The sequence below is a fragment of the Ruminococcus sp. RTP21204st1_B2_RTP21204_210225 genome (assembly GCF_040914135.1).
Classification (GTDB): domain Bacteria; phylum Bacillota; class Clostridia; order Oscillospirales; family Ruminococcaceae; genus Hominimerdicola; species Hominimerdicola aceti.
This window is the reverse complement of sequence record NZ_JBCPGA010000008.1, coordinates 30,758-49,644: the sequence shown is the minus strand read 5'-3', so window position 1 is coordinate 49,644 and position 18,887 is coordinate 30,758. Positions and strand designations below refer to the sequence as shown.

19 protein-coding genes are annotated in these 18,887 nt (G+C 43.5%); 8 read left to right on the top strand and 11 right to left on the bottom strand.

Annotated features, from left to right (window positions below; genetic code table 11):
* Positions 1-103: 103 nt before the first annotated feature.
* The 6 genes from sfsA to AB5123_RS04905 all read left to right on the top strand — a co-directional run bounded on the left by sfsA (position 104) and on the right by AB5123_RS04905 (position 6,526).
* Positions 104-790 (top strand): DNA/RNA nuclease SfsA, encoded by a 687-nt coding sequence (sfsA, locus tag AB5123_RS04930; RefSeq protein WP_278340338.1) that lies wholly within the window; start codon positions 104-106, stop codon positions 788-790.
* Between the two features lie 59 nt (positions 791-849).
* Positions 850-2,013, top strand: a complete 1,164-nt coding sequence (gene spoIIP, locus AB5123_RS04925) for a stage II sporulation protein P (RefSeq protein WP_288162998.1) — start codon at positions 850-852, stop codon at positions 2,011-2,013.
* Between the two features lie 172 nt (positions 2,014-2,185).
* On the top strand, positions 2,186-3,580 hold the full coding sequence (locus AB5123_RS04920; protein ID WP_347503211.1) for an NlpC/P60 family protein: 1,395 nt from the start codon (positions 2,186-2,188) through the stop codon (positions 3,578-3,580).
* 216 nt (positions 3,581-3,796) lie between these two features.
* On the top strand, positions 3,797-4,063 hold the full coding sequence (locus tag AB5123_RS04915) for a hypothetical protein (protein WP_022287708.1): 267 nt from the start codon (positions 3,797-3,799) through the stop codon (positions 4,061-4,063).
* A gap of 428 nt (positions 4,064-4,491) precedes the next feature.
* The gene (locus tag AB5123_RS04910) at positions 4,492-5,169 is read left to right on the top strand and encodes a response regulator transcription factor (protein ID WP_022287707.1); all 678 of its coding nucleotides are present in this window, start codon (positions 4,492-4,494) and stop codon (positions 5,167-5,169) included.
* Positions 5,170-5,194: 25 nt separating this feature from the next.
* Complete coding sequence (locus tag AB5123_RS04905; RefSeq protein WP_368364575.1) at positions 5,195-6,526, top strand: ATP-binding protein; 1,332 nt, start codon at positions 5,195-5,197, stop codon at positions 6,524-6,526.
* A 93-nt stretch (positions 6,527-6,619) separates the two neighbouring features.
* Here the strand turns inward: AB5123_RS04905 and AB5123_RS04900 are convergent, their stop codons facing one another.
* The 5 genes from AB5123_RS04900 to ptsP form a co-directional block, all read right to left on the bottom strand.
* A complete protein-coding gene (locus AB5123_RS04900) occupies positions 6,620-7,471 on the bottom strand; it encodes a putative manganese transporter (protein ID WP_022287705.1) in 852 nt (283 codons plus the stop codon).
* Between the two features lie 183 nt (positions 7,472-7,654).
* Positions 7,655-8,977, bottom strand: coding sequence for an ABC transporter permease (locus AB5123_RS04895; RefSeq protein WP_337812255.1), 1,323 nt, complete (start codon positions 8,975-8,977; stop codon positions 7,655-7,657).
* Positions 8,970-9,926, bottom strand: coding sequence for an ABC transporter ATP-binding protein (locus tag AB5123_RS04890; protein ID WP_242998143.1), 957 nt, complete (start codon positions 9,924-9,926; stop codon positions 8,970-8,972). The genes AB5123_RS04895 and AB5123_RS04890 overlap by 8 nt, the downstream gene beginning before the upstream one ends.
* Positions 9,919-10,668: a hypothetical protein gene (locus AB5123_RS04885; RefSeq protein WP_368364574.1), complete on the bottom strand. Its 750-nt coding sequence runs from the start codon at positions 10,666-10,668 to the stop codon at positions 9,919-9,921. The genes AB5123_RS04890 and AB5123_RS04885 overlap by 8 nt, the downstream gene beginning before the upstream one ends.
* A gap of 282 nt (positions 10,669-10,950) precedes the next feature.
* Entirely contained in the window at positions 10,951-12,618 is a 1,668-nt protein-coding gene (gene ptsP, locus AB5123_RS04880) for a phosphoenolpyruvate--protein phosphotransferase (RefSeq protein ID WP_337812254.1), read from the bottom strand.
* A 256-nt stretch (positions 12,619-12,874) separates the two neighbouring features.
* Between ptsP and AB5123_RS04875 the strand changes: the two genes are divergently transcribed.
* Both AB5123_RS04875 and AB5123_RS04870 read left to right on the top strand, forming a co-directional pair.
* Positions 12,875-13,222: a sigma-70 family RNA polymerase sigma factor gene (locus tag AB5123_RS04875; RefSeq protein WP_368364573.1), complete on the top strand. Its 348-nt coding sequence runs from the start codon at positions 12,875-12,877 to the stop codon at positions 13,220-13,222.
* Positions 13,223-13,416: 194 nt separating this feature from the next.
* Positions 13,417-13,818 carry a helix-turn-helix transcriptional regulator gene (locus AB5123_RS04870; RefSeq protein ID WP_278340392.1) on the top strand — a complete coding sequence of 134 codons (402 nt, stop codon included), beginning with the start codon at positions 13,417-13,419 and terminating at the stop codon, positions 13,816-13,818.
* On the opposite strand, the gene AB5123_RS04865 is transcribed toward AB5123_RS04870, so the two are convergent.
* The 6 genes from AB5123_RS04865 to AB5123_RS04840 form a co-directional block, all read right to left on the bottom strand.
* Complete coding sequence (locus tag AB5123_RS04865; RefSeq protein WP_302839431.1) at positions 13,810-13,995, bottom strand: hypothetical protein; 186 nt, start codon at positions 13,993-13,995, stop codon at positions 13,810-13,812. The two genes, AB5123_RS04870 and AB5123_RS04865, sit on opposite strands and share 9 nt — an antisense overlap.
* A gap of 129 nt (positions 13,996-14,124) precedes the next feature.
* The gene (locus AB5123_RS04860) at positions 14,125-14,733 is read right to left on the bottom strand and encodes a recombinase family protein (RefSeq protein ID WP_302839430.1); all 609 of its coding nucleotides are present in this window, start codon (positions 14,731-14,733) and stop codon (positions 14,125-14,127) included.
* Positions 14,734-14,848: 115 nt separating this feature from the next.
* The gene (locus AB5123_RS04855) at positions 14,849-15,529 is read right to left on the bottom strand and encodes a hypothetical protein (protein ID WP_302839429.1); all 681 of its coding nucleotides are present in this window, start codon (positions 15,527-15,529) and stop codon (positions 14,849-14,851) included.
* A gap of 819 nt (positions 15,530-16,348) precedes the next feature.
* Positions 16,349-16,702 carry a hypothetical protein gene (locus AB5123_RS04850; protein ID WP_368364572.1) on the bottom strand — a complete coding sequence of 118 codons (354 nt, stop codon included), beginning with the start codon at positions 16,700-16,702 and terminating at the stop codon, positions 16,349-16,351.
* A 107-nt stretch (positions 16,703-16,809) separates the two neighbouring features.
* Complete coding sequence (locus tag AB5123_RS04845) at positions 16,810-18,597, bottom strand: sigma-70 family RNA polymerase sigma factor (RefSeq protein ID WP_368364571.1); 1,788 nt, start codon at positions 18,595-18,597, stop codon at positions 16,810-16,812.
* A complete protein-coding gene (locus tag AB5123_RS04840; protein WP_267301374.1) occupies positions 18,545-18,715 on the bottom strand; it encodes a hypothetical protein in 171 nt (56 codons plus the stop codon). The genes AB5123_RS04845 and AB5123_RS04840 overlap by 53 nt, the downstream gene beginning before the upstream one ends.
* Between the last annotated feature and the right edge of the window lie 172 nt (positions 18,716-18,887).

Below are 18,887 nucleotides of genomic sequence, written 5' to 3'. Positions count from 1 at the left end.
TATCGAATCACAAATCAGCAAAGCTAAGAAAGCTTGATTTAGGTATTTATAATCAAACATATTTGTGGTATAATGTGAATAGTAAGAATAAAAGGAGCGAATTATGAGATACGATAATATACATAAAGGCAAATTTCTATCAAGGCCGAATAGGTTTATCGCCAACGTTGAGATAGACGGCAAAGCCGAGGTCTGCCATGTGAAAAATACGGGCAGATGCAAAGAGCTTTTGGTGGAGGGGTGTACTGTTTGGCTTGAACATTCAGACAGCGAATCGAGAAAGACCGCTTTTGACCTTGTTGCAGTGGAAAAAGGTGACAGGCTCATAAACATGGACAGCCAAGCCCCGAATAAGGCGGTAGGGGAGTGGCTGAGAGAAAAAATGCCTTTTGGCGAGGGCTTCTCGGTCTATCCCGAAAAGAAATACGGCAATTCACGCTTTGACTTTTACTTAGAGTCGCAGGATAGGAAGATCTTCATGGAAGTCAAGGGCTGTACGCTGGAGAAAGACGGCGTTGTGCTTTTCCCTGACGCTCCTACCCTCCGTGGGGTGAAGCATATAGAGGAACTTTCTCACTGCCTTGATGAGGGGTATGAGTCTTATATAATGATACTCGTTCAGATGAGCGATGTGAAATATTTCACTCCAAATTATGACACTCACCCTGAGTTCGGAGAGGCTTTGGAGAAAGCTTCCCGAAAGGGCGTGAAGATACTATGCTATGACTGCAACGTGACCCATGACTCTATGACAGTGGGCAAGCCTGTTAAGGTGAAGCTGGGCAGGTAATATGACGGCTCGTCCTGCATATACATTATAATACTAAGATGTATATGGGAGTGACAGCATTGGATATAAAGAAAGTCTGCCTGCGTTGTGTTGCAGTTATAATAGTGGCGTTCGTTATGCCCACGGGGATATGGCTTTATGCAAGATCTGCAAGCAGGTTCGGCAGGGTGGCGGCTGTGGCGGCAGGGGTGGCTATGGGAGAATACAAGCCTTGTTTCGCTATGGAAAGCGAAACGGATACGGCATCAAAGCCTGTGGTATCAAACAAGCTTGAAGCGGCAGTGGTGTCAAAGCACAGCATATGGGATATGGATATGGCGCCACAGGAGAAGCAAACGCCATCTGTAAGCGCAGAAGTGCCAAGTCCTTTGCCTGCTCAGGACGTGACGGACAAGATACCATATCCTGCAAGCATGGAGGGGAATGACGGTGTTATAGAAAAATACACCTACGGAAGATATGACGGCGAGCAGTATTTCGACCTTGACGGCGGCGGTCAGGTGAGAAACTGCACTGACCTTTCAAATGATGAGCTTTACGAGGAAAGCTCAAAGCCATATGATTTTCAAATAGACGGAAATTCCTCTGAGCCGCAGATACTTATTTATCATACCCACGCCACGGAAAGCTTTGAGCCCACAGACAAAGACCACTATGACAGCTCCTTTTCCTGCAAGACCACCGAACCTGAAATGAATATGCTGTCGGTAGGGGACAAGATATGCGAACAGCTTGACAAAGCAGGCGTTGCGTATATCCACGATACACTTGTGCATGATTATCCCAGCTATGACGGCTCTTACGATTCAAGCCGAATGGCGGTAAAGCAGATATTGGAGGAGTACCCCTCTATAAAGGTATGTCTTGACGTTCACCGTGACGGCATAGAGCGTGAGGACGGCACAAGGCTCGCACCTGTGGCGGAGATAGATGGCAGAGAAGCGGCTCAGCTTATGATAATATCAGGGTGTGATGACGGCACTATGGGTATGCCTGACTATATGAAGAATTTTCACTTTGCCTGTGCTTTGCAGTCGGCTTTGGAGAGCGATTGGCAGGGGCTTACACGGCCTGTTCTTTTCGACTATCGCCACTATAATCAGGACTTGACCACCGGCTCGCTTCTTATAGAGGTGGGAAGCCACGGCAATTCTATCACTCAGGCACAGTATACAGGCGAGCTTATAGGAAAGACCTTGGGTGAGATGTTCGGAGGAGAATAGGTGCAATAACGCACAAAATATGTGCGGCGAATTGTCTTAAAATGCCGAAAATACGGCTTTTAGCGGTTGGTTTCTTGACAAGAACGGGGTTTTGCGTTATAATTAAAGGGACTACATAAACGTTACAGCGTGAGAAATATATAATACGCTTATATTTTGGAGAACTGATATTATGAAAAAAATTTACCCCATGAAAAGAATAGCCGCAGGCTGTATGGCTCTGTGCATAGCTTTTGCCGCCTTTGGTTTTTCTGACGGAAGCGTAAGTGATATCGCTTTGGCGGATAACGATACATACAGCAGTCAGCTTGAAGAGCTAAAAAAGCAACAGCAGGAGCTTGATAAGCAGATAGCTGACGCTGACAAAAAGCTTGCCGACGAGCAGGACAACCTTGAGGCTATAAAGAAAAAATATAAATCCATACAGAAAAAGATAGCAAATTCAGAGAAATATTCCTCTGAGCTTGAAGATCAAATGGCAGAGCTTGACGGCAAACAGCTTGACACTCAGCACAGCCTTGACTTGCAGGAAACTGCAATAAACGAGGGCAAGGACGATTTTATGGAGCGTATTCGTGCAATGTATGTTGCAGGAGGAGCAGATTCGTACACGAACGTGCTGATAAATTCATCTGATTTTTATGACATTCTTATGAGGATAGAGCTTGTGACGAGAGTTGCAAAGCACGATAATGACGAACTTAACGAGCTTTTGGATCAGTATAAAAAGCTTGAAAAGACCAAGGCGGAGCTTGATGAGCAGATAAAACAGCTCAAAGCAAAGGCTGAGGAATATGCCAAGGAGCAGAAAACTTTGGCGGGCGAGCAGGCGGAGCTTCTGAAAATGGAGCAGGAGTCGGGCAAGCTTATCGAGCAGATAAAGAACGATAAGAGCGACCTTGAAAATAAGTCACAGCAGGTGGACAATAAGTATGCGGAGGTGTCCTCAAAGGCGAATACCACCACGACTACGACCACCACCAAGAAAAAGACTACCACCACCAAAAAGAGTGGCAACAGCGGTGAAAAGACCACTACCACGAAGAAGCCGGCTCAGACGGAAAAGCCTGACGAAACTACGGTTCAGACCACCACAACTCCGCAGGAAACAGCTAAGCCAAAGCCTGAAACAAGCAAAAAGACCACTACCACAACAACAGCAGCGCCTGCGCCTAAGCCTGATAATTCAAGCAGTTCTAAAATAGACACTGTTGTTTCGTATGCCAAAAGCATGGTGGGCGGAGCGTATGTATGGGGCGGTTCACAGTTTGGTGCAACGGATTGTTCGGGTCTTGTGATGCTCTCGTTCGCACAGGTGGGAATAAATCTTCCGCACTTTGCGGCTTCGCAGGCTTTATACGGCACTACAGTTTCATATAACAACATGAAGAAGGGCGATGTTATCTTCTTTGGCGGAGCGTCGATCTCGAGCATTTACCACGTTGCTATCTATATCGGCGACGGCAAAATGGTACATGCCCAGAACACTGCCACTGGTATCGTTATTTCAAATGTTGAGTATTTTTCAAGATACAACAACATTACTATAATCAAAAGACTTATATAACGTAAAAACGCAGTCTGCAAGGGCTGCGTTTTTTTATATCTATAATTATTCAACATAAAACGCCACGAAAATTCATATAAAATTACTTAAATGTGAACATTCATTTTCAAACCTATTGACAAAGCTAAGTATTTGTGATATAATTAAATCAAATAAAGATTGTAGGCTTTGATAACAATTGCTGTACAAAACAGCAGTAAGGCAGGGGGAAGAATAATGGATAGTCTGAAAACGTGTTTTTTTGGCGGCTATGATAAGCTTGATACATTAAAATATATCGACACAATAACCAGCGAGATCTATATGCTGGAGTCGGCTATCGAAAAGAAAAAGAACGGTGATAACTTTGTTATCCCCGGAGAAACAGGTCAGCGAAAGCTTAAAGGCTCAGCGCTTGGTGGATTTGCAAAGCCTGATGTGGACAGCTACATCTGTGCGCTTCTTGGAAAGGCGGCTGAGCTTCGTGAAAAGCTTTGCAGCTAACGGCTAATAAAGGCAAAAAAATATCCGCAGAGGTCATTTTATATGGCTTCTGCGGTTTTTTGTCGCATCTAAAAGAGCAAAAAAATTAATACCCACTTCCATCGGCTGAAATGAGCATTAATTTTTTATAGAATTATGAAAGGGATTCTTTGGTATTTGGTAAAACCTAAAGACGAGGAAATGTATCAGCGACTTGGGGAATCGCAGAGGGAAAGAAGACAAAAACCTGACTTTAAGTTTTACCAATTACCAAAGCTTTTTTTGTATCTTCTGCTGTGATTATATAATACCAGTTCTGTGTGAACCGAATATGAATTTTCAGGGGGTTTCGGAGAGTTTTTTGAAAAAAATAAATGTTAATCACCAGTTCACAATTATAAGCTATAATGTCATTATTGGGGAATTTTTTTTACGAGGGAGGATATTTTATGTTTCAGATACTTGTGGTGGAGGACGACGCAAGCCTTAGAAAACTCATGTCTGCCGCACTTAAACAGCATGGCTATGTGACTTTTCTTGCAAATGACGGTCTGGAGGCTTTGGACGTTCTTGAAAAAACGAATATAGACCTTATAATTTCAGATATAATGATGCCGAATATGGACGGCTACGAGCTTACAAGACAGCTCAGAAAGGCTGATTTCAATCTGCCTATACTTATGGTCACCGCAAAGGAGACCTTCGAGGACAAGCAGGAGGGCTTTTCTGCCGGCACAGACGATTATATGGTAAAGCCTATTGATATAAATGAGATGATACTCCGTGTGGGTGCGCTTTTAAGGCGTTCAAAAATGGCGTCGGAACATTCTCTTACTGTGGGAAACTGCGTGCTTGATTATGACGCTATGAGCGTGGCGGTTGACGGCGGAGCGGCGGAAACTATACCGCAAATGGAGTTCAAACTGCTTTTTAAACTGCTCAGCTACCCTGACAAGATATTCACACGCCGCCAGCTCCTTGACGAGCTTTGGGGAATGGATAAGGACGTTGACGAGCGTACTGTTGACGTTCACGTTAAAAGGCTGAGAGAGCGTTACGGAAGCTGTGAATCCTTTGATATTGTCACGGTTCGTGGACTTGGCTATAAGGCTGTGAAAAAGCAGTGAGGGATAAGCTTGAGGGGTGAGGGGTTTGGATAAGAAAAAGACCAAAAATAAAACAAGTTTGCAGTTCAAGCTGACTCTTATGTTTTTCTTTGTGATGCTGGTGTCGGCTTCTATATCGGTGTCAGTGCTTGTAATGGTGTGCAGTCCTGTAATGAAAAGCAATGCCGAACAGCAGTTGGTGGAGCTTTCCATGGCAATGGATCAGCTTGAAGAAAAGGGCGGCTTCACTGTGGACGAGATAGTTTCCATTGTGAACAATTCAGCCTATAGTCTGTCAGTGGTGGATAAAAACGATTCAAGAGTACACGACCATTTTGCAGATATCGTGCATAAGGGATATTATGTGTCCTCAGAGGGTGTTGTGCCTAACGCAACTATAATCTCCCAGGTCTATGATAAGTTCGTTATCATAGACAGCTTTTCAAGCGACAGCGTTTACTGGGTAGTAAACCTTGTTGTCATCATAGCTTTTATGGTCTGTATCGTTATCGGTACCATTATAACAGCGTTCATGAGCCGAAGCATTATACAGCCTATACGAGATCTTAGTGCGGCGGCGGCTGAGATAGCAAAGGGCAATTTTAAGGTAAGAGTAAGAGAGCCGTCTGATCCTGAATACAGCATACTTGCGCAGAACTTTAACAAAATGGCTGAGGAGCTTGCAGGTACGGAAACGCTGAGAGGTGACTTTATCTCAAACATTTCCCACGAGTTCAAAACGCCTCTGGCTTCCATACAGGGCTTTGCAAAGCTTCTGCAATCTGACGATATAACCGAGCAGGAGCGTGAGGAATACACACAGATAATAATCGATGAAACATCACGGCTTTCAAAGCTTTCGTCAAATATTTTGAGGCTCACAAAGCTTGAAAATCAGAAAACAGTGGGCAAAAAGACAAGATTTTCTCTTGACGAGCAGATAAGAAAAATACTTCTTGTGCTTGAACCTGAGTGGTCGAAGAAAAAAATCGACCTTGATATCGACCTTGAGGATATCATGTATGTGGGCAGTGAGGAGCTTATGGCGCAGATATGGCAGAATATCATCAACAACGCTATCAAGTTCACCCCGGAGGGCGGAAAGATAAGCGTGAAGCTTTTCCGCAACGAGAAGAATATCTCGGCGGAGATATGGGACAACGGTCCGTCTATAGCCCCTGACGTAAAGGCGAAGATATTTGATAAGTTCTATCAGGGCGACCGCTCCCGTGCAACAGAGGGCAACGGTCTTGGACTTGCACTTGTAAAAAGGATAATCGAGCTTTCCGAGGGCAGCATAGAGGTAGAAAACGATATGAAAAAAGGCGGCGTTTGCTTCCGCATAAGCCTGCCTTATCTTATTGAGGATATGATGTAGTGTAGGGGCAACCCATTATACATACGAAGATTTTTTTGCAAACAAAAAGGAGCAGTTCATTGCGAATTGCTCCTTTTATCTGTCTATCATATTTTAGAACAGACTTGCCACAAAGCCTGCTGCCACACCGAAAACATAAAGTATTCCCATTATGGCGAAATTCTCTTTCATGTTGTGCTTGTTGGTCTTGAAAAGCACCAGAAGTCCTACTCCTGCCCCTGTGCAAAGTCCTGCGATAAGCGAGCCGAAGCTCACAACACCTTCGATATAAAGCTGTGTAAGAACAACAGAAGCCGCACAGTTCGGGATAAAGCCTATTATTCCTGCTATGAACGGCTGAACTATGCTGTCAGACATAAGCAGGGTCTTTACTGTGTCCTCTCCTGCAAACTCCATTACCGCACCGAGAATAAGGTTTACCGCAAATATAAAAAGTATTATGCTTACAGTGTGGTGAAGTGCCGAGTGCAAAATACTGTGGTGTTCGCAGTCGCAGTCCTCACAAATCTCCTTGAAAGGCTCTTCGTCCTGCTTTTTGCCCATAAGCTTTAAGATAAGGTCAACAAGCACACCTGCTATTATAGCCACAGCTACCTTTATAAGAATAAGCTGCCAAAGCTTGCCGGCAAATGCAGGGTTTGCTATCATCATTGGTATTGCCTCGTCGCTTGTGGCAAGGTATACCGAAATGAGAGTTCCCATTGTGATGAGCCTGCCTGAGTAAAGGTTGGAAGCCACAACGGAAAATCCGCACTGGGGCACTGCTCCAAGTATGCTTCCTCCTATCGCACCAAAAGGTCCCATTTTTCTAAGAGCCTTTCCAAGCTTGTCGGCAGAACGATGCTCTATATACTCTATAAGCAGATAAACTCCGAACAGAAAAGGCAGGATCTTAAGGCTGTCTATTAATGCGTCAAGAAAAACGTCAACTAAAGTTTCAAACATATATCTATCTCCTGTAAAATATCCATGGTCTTAAAACGATCTCTGTATCAACTCGACTATTATACAATATTTATTCACCCTTGTCAATCTTATGTTTATATGATAATCTGTTCATTTGTTTACCCTTTTCAGCAACAAAAAACGAGCGAAATTTCTCCGCCCGTTTGATGTTTTTATTCTGTTTTATACAGAACGCTTTGTAAAGCCGTCCCATGCGGTGAGTAGGAACACCACCATGTGTGCTATAAGAACGCCTACGGCAAAGGTCAGGCTGTGCTGAGCAAATATCGAGTAGCCCTTTGAGATAGAAGCAAGGTCTGTGTTTGCGAACACAAGGAATCTTGCCCAATCCTGCCCAAGCTGACCCAAAAGCTGTGTGACTGTTGAGCCTATGCACATTGTGAATACGCTGACGCCGATAGCAAGAGCTGTGCTTCTTACGAGTGACGAGATAGCAAACGCCAGTGTTGACATTACCACCATTTCAACGCTTTTCATCAGATATTGCTCTGCCGCATAAAGCAGTGTAGGCATTTCCTTTACCTCGCCGCCGCTTACATAGATATAAGGCGTTGAGAAGCCGTCAAAGCCGAGCATAAGCCCTGTAATAGGTATCATCACCACGAAAAGTATGCAAAGCATTATGTAACCCACTGTGATGACAGTGAAGTATTTTGACATGAGTATCTTCCAGCGTTTAACAGGGTTTATAAGCAGGAACTTGACAGTTCCCTGTGAAAATTCAGAGGATACAATGCCGCCTGCGATAACGATAGCAAGCAGTGCGACTACTGTTACAAGGGAAGTGCTTGTGAGAAACACAGTCCAGAATGTTATCTGCTCAGGCTCGCTTGTTTCAAACAGCGTCATTTGGTTTGCTGTGTTGTCGAGCTTATCATTGTCAAGCTGATAGAGTGCAAGTTTTATATTATCCTCCAGCTTTGCTCTGCTGTTCTGTCCGTCAGACTTTGCGTCGCCCATGGTCGCAATGGTGTTTTTTGCATTTGCAACTGTCATGATAAGATCGTTTTTCTTTTCGTTTGACTTGTCAAAGGAAATATCCTTGTCCAATCTGTATTGATATTCCCACTTTTCGCCCTCTGTGAGTATGTCATTATCCAGCCTGTATTGACAGAAGCCACGCCAATCGTTGTCGTCAAGATACTTCTTTATCCCTGACATATCACCGGTGCCGTCTGCGAATACGGCTGACAGTACATCATATCTCCAATCATCGCTGTCGATATCGTTGTCCATAAGATACTGCCACATTGCGATCTCGTTAGGGTCGCCGTTTGTGTTTTTGAGCCAATCTATGGTTTCCTGATAATCACCAGTTGCGTCATAGCTTGAATAGTTATTGCTCTCCATATTGTGCTTTGCAAAAAGTGCAATGCCTGAAAGTCCAAGCGCACATATTATTATAAGCACGATCATTATTTTTGTTGATAGCTTTTTGAAAACCTTTATGTACTCGTTTTTCACAAGTCTGAAAAATCTAGCCAATCTGTACGCCCCCTTCCTTTCCTCCTGTAAGCTCGATGAATACGTCCTCAAGCTTCTTGTTCTCTCTGCGGTGAACAGTGTAAAGTGAAACTCCGCCCTCGATAAGCGTCTTGTTCACCGAGGCTATCTTTTTCTTCTCTATCTCCACAGGGATAGAAAGGACAACTGCACCTGTTTCCTTGTCGATACGCTTGCCCTCGTCTGCGAGCTTTATAAGACCCATAGCCTTTTGAGGGTCGTCAACTTCAAGTACATATTCAGCAATTGAGCTGTCAGACTGTGAGATAAGCTCCTCCATTGTGTATGAGCCTATCATTTTTCCGTTTGCGATAATGCCCACTCTGTCGCACATCATTTCCATTTCACTCATGAGATGTGACGATACCACAACGCAAGTGCCTTCCTTGTGAGCAAGCTCTTTGAGTATGTCACGAAGCTCCTTTATGCCCTGCGGGTCAAGACCGTTTGTAGGCTCATCAAGGATAAGAAGCTTTGGTCTGTGAAGGATAGCCTGCGCAACGCCAAGACGCTGACGCATACCCAGAGAGTATTTCGACACCTTGTCATTAATGCGGTTTGAAAGCCTTACAAGCTCCACCACCTCTTTGATACGCTCCTCAGTTACTCCCTCTCTCATTCTCGCATACTGACGTAGGTTTTCAAGTCCCGAGAGATATTTATACATCTCAGGGTTTTCAACAATGCCTCCAACGTTCGCCATTGCGCCCTCAAAGTCTTTTCTGATATCCTTCCCGTTAATGGATATCTCCCCCTCGTCAAGCTGTAAAAGCCCCACTGCTATCTTTATAGTTGTGGTCTTTCCTGCACCGTTAGGACCGAGAAAGCCGTAGACCTCGCCACTGTAACACTCCATATCTATGCTGTGAAGTATCTGCTTTTTGCCAAGGGTCTTGTTAAGCCCCTTTATCTTTAGAATAGTATCACTCAACGCTGTCTGCCCCCTCGCTGTCGGATTTTTCTGCACTGTCTGAGCTTTCTGCACTGCTGTCCGGAACTATCTCAGACTCAGCCTTGCTTTCATCAGCCACGCTGTCACTGTTGTTATCATCAAAGTTGTAATCCTCGCTATATCCGTAGTCGCTGGACGTTGCTATCTTCCAGCCGTCAGAAGTACGCAAAAGATAAAATTCAGCATTTTCATAACTGAAAATCGCCTTGTATGAAGATGTGCTGGGTTCATAGTTGTCGGAATTTGTGTAGTTACCGCTTGTCATGGTGTTTATGCCGTTGGTTGTGAGAAAAGTTGGGTCGCCCTTTGATACGTCATAGCACACATTGTATATCATAGTGACCTTTGCTCCGTCAGCTCCACTCTTGTTTATTGACATCTCTTTTATGTCATACTCAGCCGAGGTGATATCTCCTCCTTGCGTTGCAACTTCAGCTTGGTTTATTTCGTCCAGAAGTCCTGACTTTGACGAAGCGTACTCATTGTCAGAAGTGGTGTAGTCAGCATAATGCTTATCCACAAAATCTGTAAGTTGACTTTTTAACTTATCACTGCTTCCAACGTTTGCACTTGTCAAGTCTGCGATATAATCCCTCATGGTCTGTTCTATCTCAGGCTTGGAAGTCTTGAACTGGTTGTTATCATACACTGAGTAGCACACAACACCCAGCGCAAGCACACCGCCAAGAACCAGACCTCTGTTTATGTTTCTTAGTTTCACAGTTTCTCCTCCTTGTGTTTTGTCTTTTTCAGACGTATTTTTTAGTGGCGTTTATAAGTATATCATAGCCCGTTCCAACTGTCAACCGCTTTAAGAAACGCTTAAGATTTTCATAAGACAACCATACAGACCATAAGATAAAATACATTCTTTGTTTAAATATCTGTAGTGGTGAACAGTTCGCTCTCCTTATTAGCGTATTTGCAAGCAAAGCAAAAAGGCGGTGGAACACGCACGATAACGTATTCCACCGCCTATATGAAATGAGGAAAATTATCCTTTTTATAAAAACAGCTTCAGGTCATTCTCTGCCCTTTTCGGGTCTTTAAGACTTATGCTCCTTACCGCCTTTCTCAGCGGCAGTACCCTTGACGGAACTACCGACAGCATATCCACATCAAGCTCCAGAAATATCTCTGTGAGCGTTGGGTCGCCTGCTATCTCACCGCAAATGCCTGCTTTTATGCCGTTTGCATGGGCGTTGTCGCACACCATTTTTATCATTCTAAGCAGTGCCCTGTGATTTTTCGGTGATACCCTGTCATAACATGGGTTCTGCCTGTCAAGTGCAAAGGTGAACTGTTCAAGGTCGTTGGTGCCGATGTTGAAAAAGTCCACCTCTTTGGCAATGATATCGCTTGTTATCACCGCCGCAGGGGTCTCTATCATTGCCCCGAGCTTAACATTGTCGGCAAATTTCCTGCCCTCTTTTATAAGCTCTGCCTTGACCTGCACGATAAGCTCTTTCACCCTCAGTATCTCGCTCACGTCTATGACCATAGGCAGAAGTATTGAAAGCTGTCCGTAAACAGACGCTCTGTATAACGCCCTTAGCTGTGTTTTGAATATGCTTTCTCTTTCAAGACAAAATCGTATGCCTCTACAGCCCATAGAGGGATTTCTCTCAGCACTCATGTCTGCACAATCAGGTATCTTGTCTGCACCTATATCATAAGTGCCTATTATGACCTCTTTACCCTCCATTGCCTCCAATGCCTTGCGGTAGGTGTAAAACTGAAAATCCTCGTCAGGAAAAGCAGGTCTGTCAAAGCACATAAACTCCGTTCTGAAAAGACCTATCCCACCTGCGTCGTTTTTTACCGCCGATTCAAGCTCCTCAGAGTTGAGTATATTCGCATATATCTTTATCTCATGTCCGTCACGAGTGATGTTTTTTCTTCCTTTGAGCCTTGTGAGAAGTTCCTTTTTCCTGCCCTCAACGGCTTCCTTGTATTCAAGCTGTCTGAGAGTATGCTCATCAGGCTCTATGTAAAGCGTTCCGCTGTAGCCGTCAAGGACGGCTTCCTTGCCCTCGTATTCGTCAGAAAGCTCCGCTCCAACGTTTACAATGGCAGGTATGCCAAGATTTTTCGCAAGTATCGCAGTATGAGAGTTCACAGAACCGGACCTTGTGCAGAAGCCCTTTATCTTCGTTTTGTCCATGAGCAGGGTTTCTGAGGGCATAAGGTCACCTGTGCAGATAATGGCATTCTCTCTGAGTATGGGAAGCTTGTCGGCGCAGTTTAATATGTGTCTTAAAAGTCTGTTTGAAACGTCCTTGACGTCAGCCGCTCTGCTTTGCATATATTCGCTGTCCATTTGTGCCAGCATCTCCGCAAAGCTTCTTGAAGTGCTTGCAACTGCATAATCGGCATTGAAATGCTCGTCAAGTATCTTTGTGCGAATACTGCTGTCGTATTGCTCGTCGGTGATAAGCATTTGGTGTATCACAAATATTTGAGCGTCGCCTTCCCCAACGCTTAACCTTGCACGGTCATAAAGCTCCCCAAGCTCCACAAGAGCAGCGTTTTTAGCCTTAACATATTTTTTGTATTCAAGTTCAGGGTCGGACACTTTTATCTTGTTGATGATAAATTCGTCACGATGATAAAAGGTCAGCTTTCCTCTTGCAATGCTTCCGAATACCGATCGTCCTTTTATGCTTATCATGAGCGCTCACCCCCAAAAAACATACCTATCTGATATAATTATATCACCCTTTGTTTAACGATAAAAGTAAAATGCCGTCTGTTTACAAAATGTTAACAATATTCGTGATTTTAGCAAACAAGACAATCAATATTTCAGCAAATTTAACAAATCAGAAACATTTTGCGACCTTATGTCAAAATCAGAATAGTACAATCCCTAAAAATCATATGATTAAAAAGCGTATGAGCGATACTTTATATAAGGAGGGACAAATATGTTTTCAGCACTGTTTGAACTGCTTACGGGGAATTTTCTATTTTTCGCACTGCATTTTGACAGCCGCAGCGTATTTCCAAAACCGTTGTCTGCGAAAGAGGAGCGTGAGTGTTTTGAGAGAATGGCGCAGGGTGACAAGGCGTCAAAGGATAAGCTTATCGAACACAATCTCCGTCTTGTGGCACACATTATAAAAAAGTATTATTCAAATTCCACAGATCAGGAGGATCTTATCTCTATCGGCACTATCGGTCTAATAAAAGCTGTGTCAACATTTGACCACAAGAAAGGCTGTCGCTTCGCCACCTATGGGAGCAGGTGCGTGGAGAACGCAACACTAACATAAAGTCGTATTTTTATCACGATGTTGCAAAGGATAGTCCATCTGGGCGGCATTGGCGAATTTATAAGGCATTCAGCAACAACTTCTTCGTCTTTTATTCAAATGACAAAATACCCCTGTTCACTCCTGTATACATTCACACCATCTCTATTCATAACCCTTTTCCTAAGCACAAGAATGTTGACTATGTGCATAAGATGCAGAGTTCTGAAAGCCCAGAAACGGTTTCGGACAAGCTTAAATTTTACCGCTGTAAAAACGGCTATCTGCAAAGCGAAATTGCCGATTACATTAATGTTGACAGAACAACCTATATAAGATATGAGGAGAACGTATTAAGTGTATATCCTATCGATAAGATCATCTTACTTGCAAAATTATATAAGGTGGACGTTTGCGACTTGCTGGACGATTATAACAAATTCTTATATAACGATCAAGGCAAACAAATAAAAAAGCTGCGTAAACGATTATCGCTTACGCAGCTTAAGATGGCTGAATTATTGAACGTGGGTCACTCGACCCTTAAACAATGGGAGTACAATAAAGCCAATATGACCCAAGAAAACTACCTCAAAATAAAAAGCTATTTAGACTGAGGTGACATTGGTCTGTAATGCCGAAATTACTGCCTGCAAAACATCTTCACGTTTCTTGGCTTCGGGAACATTTCTCGTTATGTAATTCTTGATGATGTGTCCGTGTAGGTCTGTGACACGCTTTTGCAGCTCAAGAACTCCCGCCTCGGTTTCTGGTTCGTGTACAACAATTCTCATTTAGATTACCTCTCCTATAAACATATTTATACGAAAAGCTCGTCCGATATGCATACTTCTGCCGATTTCGTACACCAGAAATATTTCATCTCAGGTTTCATCACGTTGTACACTTTTCATCTCGATTTATTATTTCATCTCAGCGTTTTTATCGGCGTTCTTAAGCTTATAGAACGATGTCTTCTTTAATCTCAGCTTTTTCATCGCCTCAACAGCCGTTATCTCACCCCGATCAAGAGCAATTATCACACTATTCCAGTTGGAAGGTTTGTTTACCTTAGGTCTGCCAAATTTTTTGCCTTGCTTTTTGGCAATGGCGATACCCTCTGCTTGCCGCTTTCTGATTTTTAGCCGCTCCTGCTCTGCCATACTGGAAAGCACTTCAATCAGCACGGCGGTTATCATATCGCCTACCCATTTATTCTCATTTTCGTATGTTGTTTTAGTAGTGGGAATGTCAAGAATTACTACCTTAATTTTCATTTGTCGATAGTACTCAAGCTCGGCTTTTATGTCAGACTTATTTCTCGACAGGCGATCCAGCTCCTTGATTACCAGCGTATCGCCCTCACGGAGAATGGCATTTCTCAAAATCTGATACTGTTCACGCTGGAGATTTTTCCCCGACTCCTTATCAATGTAAATGCAGCTATCGGCAACGCCGTACTCTTTCAAGGCGGCAAGCTGCCTGTCTTCGTTCTGCTGCTTAGTTGATACCCTCGCATACCCAAACACCATAAAAATTGTCCTCCTGTTCGTAAAAGTTCACTTTATATACGAACGTCCGCAAAGTCAAAAACACAGACTTTGCGGACGTTTTCTTTGTGGTTCGTAAATGTATAGTTTTTCAAACTTACTTCTTGCCAATGTTTTTGTTCTGAAGTCGGAAAATGAGATTTACCACATCTTCCTTTGTGTAGCCGCTGCCCTTGGTGGAAGTACCCGACAGGATCTCTAGCAGAAACGTGAGCTTGTCGGGATTGACCCTTGAACACTTTAGCGACATTCGCACAAGATCGTACCTTGCGAGAAACTCAAGTTCACGCAGGCATTGACTCAGGTTGTACACCTGAGTAGATGTTCTCCCGTTCTTCAGAAACATCTCCATAACCTTTTCAGGTATCCAGTTGCTGGCTGTCTCGTACCCGTAAAGATGGTAATGGAGTTTGCAGCACAGCTTGAAAAGATCATTGGAATTTCCGTTGCGGATAACAGCAATGCAGTCCTTGCCAATAATTGAATAGATCTTTCTGCTGGCATAGCTACGCAGACTTCTTACGGTGCTAGGTGAAATACTCAGCACCGTTGCCGCCTGAGAGTCAGACATTCTCGCCACATTAACGAGATCTCTCGCTCTCTTGCTCTGACACCACTTGCAGCTGCTTATATACTGCCAAAGCTTATTTGCGGCAATGACTCGCTCTTGGGTAAAGTACCCTGATTGCCTTGTCTGCAAGGCTAACTTTTTGTCGTAATTAATGTCTTTGAGCAGGGTTAAGCACTCTGCAAAAATCGACCTTTGTTTCACAGGCATATTAATCGCCTCCCTATAAAATTTTGCCCCAGAGAATCCAGAGCGGACAGCCGTGAATTTCAGGTTATTGATTTTAAATTCAACGCATCCGTTCACTCTGGAGCTACTAATATAATCGCAGCTTAGCATCTTCAAAATTAATATCAAAATATTTTTAAAATTTCTTGATCGGAAATTTGATCTGTATTTTCATCAATCTCAGCTCTTTTATTTGCAAAAGTGGCATTTAGCGTTTATCGCAAACAGGTCTTGGCTAATGGCGAAACAGCTTGCAAATTTCCACTTGGCTTGGCTGCAAAAAGTTTTGCTTAAAACGATAAAAGATTAACTGATTTCGTTGTTGCTTGCAGACGATCTACTGTCCCAAACGGTCGCAAGATACCCCCACCCACGCCGTAAGCCGCTGAGTGCCGCCGTGTCGAGCTGCAGCAATGCCGTAGGGTAAACATACCCAAGCAGCGGAGCAAAAGCCGTGTACGCCGCCGTGTGCGGCTGTGGCGGCAAAAGGAAAAAAGCACAGCCAGACCGCAGGAAAAATGCCGTCAAGCCGTGCTCTTTTTATTTAGTAGTACCCATAGATAGTGAATTTTTTAGTTTAGATGCAATTCAAATCTCCAAAATTACGAATAAATCTCACCCGAAAATCTACCCGGATTTTGCAGGGCGGCTAATAATGCAAAATAGCTGCTGAAAACCACCCTAAAATCGGTCTGCGGCGATAAATGCACTCCCTTGATACCCCATATTGCTAAAATCCAATGGTGCAAGAGTTTTCGCCAACAGGACTTGATTTGATGCTGTTTATCTGCTAATTTTGTATCAAAGAAGAGGTGTGATACCCAAGCCTAAAGGTACTCGTGCCATTATTAAGTAGGTGTTGTCAAGGTCTTGAGATATGTGCTCAACTACTTCACCACTCAACATATCAGCTCTATCTATTATAATCAATTTATCTGAGAGGGGAGTTAAATCCCTCACTGAATTTACGCCTCTTTCAAATACGACTACATCTGGGTGGGGATTTCCATTTCTTATCAGATTGCACATATATGTCTTACCTGTTGCGGCTGCTCCTCTAACTACATTTATTCTACCTCTGAGTTGTATGTCAAAGGTTACTACTTCTGCTGATGATACTATCAGATGTCTCGTTTTCTTATCGTAACTTATCATACTTTCAAATCCTCTCTTTAAAGAAAAGAGAGCGAACTCTTTGAAAGAAATCGCTCTCTTTGTTGATGCATTTAATCTGAGGTAGACGTAATTAACTCGCAAGTAAATTATAATCCTGTTATTTCACCATTAGGGTAAACAACGTAAGGATACTCGTACCCTAAACCGAAGGGGTCGCCCCACATCTGAGTACCCGTGCCGTATTCATTTCCATTCGGTGTCTTACCATCCTCAAACGTGCCACTCTGCCAGTTTCCGTTTTCATCCTGCCAAGTCCAAACGTGACCGTCATCAGAACCGCCGTTATTATTAGAGCTACCTCCACCATTATTGTTGCTAGAGCCACCGCCATTATTGGAGTTGCCTCCATTGTTATTGGAGCTACCGCCGTTATTGGAGCTACCTCCGCCATTATTGTTGTTAGAGCCACCGTTGCCTCCGTTGCTCCAGTTGTTGTTATCGGAGTTGCCACCATTGTTATTGCTGTAGTTATCTCCGCCATTGGTATTGTTGTCAGAAGTCTCCTCGACATTCTTGTCCTTCTTCTTTTCCTCTGGCTTTTTCTTGATAATAAGCTTTGATGTAGCGGTCACTTCGTTACCGCTGCTGTCCTTAGCCTTGTAGGTGATAGTGTATTTTCCAGCCTTGTAATCAGACTTCTTTGCCTTGCCGTCAAGCTCCGCTGTGAACTCTACACTCTCATCATAGTTATCCTTCACGGATACCCCTTTCTTGAAATCAGGGAGCTTGTCACCCTCCGTTATTTCATACTTCTCCTTGATACCCGTGAATTTAGGTTTCTCACTGTCAACTACCGTTACCGTGATGTTCCAGAGTTCTTCCTCTCCTGTGGCAAGCTTGATGTTAAGTGAAATGCTCTGTACGCCCAACTTGTCAAGTGCTATCTTTTCTTCGCCGCTGGCAAATGCAGCTGTGTCGATCTTATCACTGCTCAGCTTTGCAGCAAGTTCAGCTGCGGTCATTTCGCTGCCTGCCTCAAGCTCACATTCAAACACCTTAGGCTCTTTCACCTCAGCCTCAGAGCTGCTATCCTCAGCTGCGGAAGATATCGAACTTGTGTCCGCAAGGCTGCTTGTTGTGCCTTTCTTACCCTCGTCATTTCCGCAAGCGGTAAGAAATACCCCTCCTGCTATCGCCAAAGCTGCTGCCGCAACAATAATGTTTCTCGCCATTTTTGATACCCCTCTTCTAATAGATTTTCCAAATACTTTAACTTCAAGTGCCTTAGGCACGTCAGTTTCATTCTCCATACCCTCAAGACCAGCTCTGAGCCAGAAGAACGGAATGATACATCTGAACTTCTTGTTCTCTTCCTTCTCAAGGCGTTCTATCTCGTCACGCATTTTCTTAGACGCTCTGCTGAGCCTGCTTTTCACAGTACCCAAAGAAACTTCAAGCGTGTCTGCTATCTCCTGCAAACTCATTTCATCGTAATACCTGAGTATCACACACATACGCTGCTCCTCAGGCAGGCTTTCAACTACCCTGCGTACACATTCGATAACGTCCTCATTTCCAACTAGCTCTCCGGGAATAACACCGTCCGTGTCTTCGAGTTCGAGTTCTGTACCGTCCTCTGTCATATCTGACAGGTATAAAGGTTTTTTCTTTCTAAGATAATTCTTACATCTGTTTGCTACTGTTGTTCTCAGATAAGACTTAAAGCCAGCTGCGTTCTTGATATTGTCTAACTTCTGAAATACACATATGTAGCTGTCGTGAATAATGTCCATTGCTTCCTCATCGCTTTTGACGATGCTCTTAGCAAGGAAAAACATATGCTGACAAGTTTCTATGTACAGCACTTCTTTAGCCTGCTGATCACCTTGCTTCGCTTTCTCCACCGCTTCGGTGTAATCCACGTCTTCCTTCATTTTCTAAACTACTCCCATCTTCAATGATTTTCCTAAACAATGCCTTTTGCTGATCTTCGGTCAACTGATACCCTTCGGCAAGTTTTCCAAAGATCATACAGAGAACTTCTTCATTCATCTGACCACCTCTTGTCCTCTGTGTATATAGACAAATGAGATGCAGAAAAAGTTCCACCTTTCTAAAAAATTTTTTCTTCTATTCCAGTATAACATATTTCTCACTCAAAATCAACACTTTCTTAATAATTAATTCCTCATATGAGTAATATTATTTGAACTATACAACTCAT

Coding starts and splice junctions, on each gene's coding strand:
- sfsA (WP_278340338.1), top strand. CDS start 104: ATGAGATACGATAATATACATAAAGGCAAATTTCTATCAAGGCCGAAT.
- AB5123_RS04920 (WP_347503211.1), top strand. CDS start 2,186: ATGAAAAAAATTTACCCCATGAAAAGAATAGCCGCAGGCTGTATGGCT.
- AB5123_RS04915 (WP_022287708.1), top strand. CDS start 3,797: ATGGATAGTCTGAAAACGTGTTTTTTTGGCGGCTATGATAAGCTTGAT.
- AB5123_RS04910 (WP_022287707.1), top strand. CDS start 4,492: ATGTTTCAGATACTTGTGGTGGAGGACGACGCAAGCCTTAGAAAACTC.
- AB5123_RS04900 (WP_022287705.1), bottom strand. CDS start 7,471: ATGTTTGAAACTTTAGTTGACGTTTTTCTTGACGCATTAATAGACAGC.
- ptsP (WP_337812254.1), bottom strand. CDS start 12,618: ATGATAAGCATAAAAGGACGATCGGTATTCGGAAGCATTGCAAGAGGA.
- AB5123_RS04875 (WP_368364573.1), top strand. CDS start 12,875: ATGTTTTCAGCACTGTTTGAACTGCTTACGGGGAATTTTCTATTTTTC.
- AB5123_RS04870 (WP_278340392.1), top strand. CDS start 13,417: ATGCAGAGTTCTGAAAGCCCAGAAACGGTTTCGGACAAGCTTAAATTT.
- AB5123_RS04865 (WP_302839431.1), bottom strand. CDS start 13,995: ATGAGAATTGTTGTACACGAACCAGAAACCGAGGCGGGAGTTCTTGAG.
- AB5123_RS04860 (WP_302839430.1), bottom strand. CDS start 14,733: ATGGTGTTTGGGTATGCGAGGGTATCAACTAAGCAGCAGAACGAAGAC.
- AB5123_RS04855 (WP_302839429.1), bottom strand. CDS start 15,529: ATGCCTGTGAAACAAAGGTCGATTTTTGCAGAGTGCTTAACCCTGCTC.
- AB5123_RS04850 (WP_368364572.1), bottom strand. CDS start 16,702: ATGATAAGTTACGATAAGAAAACGAGACATCTGATAGTATCATCAGCA.
- AB5123_RS04845 (WP_368364571.1), bottom strand. CDS start 18,597: ATGAAGGAAGACGTGGATTACACCGAAGCGGTGGAGAAAGCGAAGCAA.
- AB5123_RS04840 (WP_267301374.1), bottom strand. CDS start 18,715: ATGAATGAAGAAGTTCTCTGTATGATCTTTGGAAAACTTGCCGAAGGG.